2 protein-coding genes are annotated in these 1,365 nt (G+C 38.1%); both read right to left on the bottom strand.

Annotated elements, in window-relative coordinates:
* Positions 1-42 precede the first annotated feature (42 nt).
* Positions 43-909 carry an IS3 family transposase gene (locus tag HW423_RS10940; protein ID WP_328803193.1) on the bottom strand — a complete coding sequence of 289 codons (867 nt, stop codon included), beginning with the start codon at positions 907-909 and terminating at the stop codon, positions 43-45.
* Positions 906-1,365 (bottom strand): helix-turn-helix domain-containing protein (locus HW423_RS10935; RefSeq protein ID WP_218931898.1); only part of this gene is annotated, 460 nt, incomplete at its 5' end. The genes HW423_RS10940 and HW423_RS10935, both read right to left, overlap by 4 nt.

Raw genomic sequence — 1,365 nt, 5'->3', positions numbered from 1 at the left:
TGTAGTGAACCCTTAAAAACGGACTTTAATTGAATATTTTTACTAAGCGGCTTGTAACCTATATTGAATAGGCGACAGGCCGTTTAGTTTTGTTTTAATTCGTTCGTGATTGTACCAGTAAATATATGATCTGATTCGTGCTTCTAACTCTTCGATACTATCGAAAGTTTCACCGTAGTACATTTCTTGCTTCAATAAACCAAAAAAGTTTTCCATCGGTGCATTATCTAGACAGTTCCCTCGTCGGGACATACTCTGACAAATATTGTTTTCTTCAAGTAGCTTGACCCATGACCAGTGTTGATAATGAAATCCTTGGTCGGTGTGTACCATTAAGTCGTGTTGCTCAGGTAACTTTGTTAATGCATCTTCAAGCGATTGATTGGTAAATTTAACTGTCGGAGATTGACTGAGACTATACGCGATAATTTCACTATTATAGAGATCCATGATCGGCGATAAATACAATTTACTTTCTGAATGGGCTACTTTAAATTCGGTCACATCACTCAACCAAACTTGATTCGGTTCTTCCGTAACAAATTGGCGATCCAGATGATTATCAGCGATGGTTCCAACTTCTCCTTTGAATGAACTATATCGACGACTTTTACGGCGGAATTTCACACACAAGAGCTGATTTTCTCGCATAATTCTTAAGACACGCTTATGATTAATTTTACGTCCTCGCTGATTTAGAGCTAAGGTGACCCTGCGATACCCATAACTTTGACTTGACGCTTCAATGATTGCTTTAATTACTTCGATGAGTGTATTCTCTTCCGTATCCTCCTCGGGTTGATTTAATTTCGCCTTCCATTCATAGAATGAACTCTTAGGAATGGCTACCAACTCAAGCCAAGTCTTAAGCTTAATCACTGGGAATTCACGCCTTAACTCCAGAATTATTTTTGTTTTTTCTTTGTGTTTGATTGTTTCTGGATCAAGGCCTTCAACTTTTTTAGATACGCGTTTTCCGCTTCTAAATACATAGTTTTTTCTCTTAATTCAATAAGTTCTTCTAGTTCAGATTGTGATAGGTTTCGAGGTTGCTTATCTTGATGAGTCATTGCACGGTCTCCTTTGTTTTTTGGACGTCCCGGTGCCCCATTTAAGCCTTCAAACCCTTGACTATCATACGCTCTCTGCCAGTTGGCAATCGTGGAGCCTTGTTTGATATTAAAGTGTTCAGCCGCTTCCCTATAAGACACCTGATGTATGTGTCTATAGTTTAAAACAGATAACTTGAATTCGCCACTATATTTCGTTTTAGACAAGCTATTTTCAATCCCAGCCTCACCATACATTTGATATTGATAACACCAATTTTGAATTGTATTACGTGCCACACCGTATTTTTTAGCT

The sequence above is a fragment of the Ruoffia halotolerans genome (assembly GCF_014049385.1).
GTDB classification, from domain to species: domain Bacteria; phylum Bacillota; class Bacilli; order Lactobacillales; family Aerococcaceae; genus Ruoffia; species Ruoffia halotolerans.
Note: the sequence above shows the minus strand (reverse complement) of the source record. Positions and strands in the feature narration are given on the sequence as shown.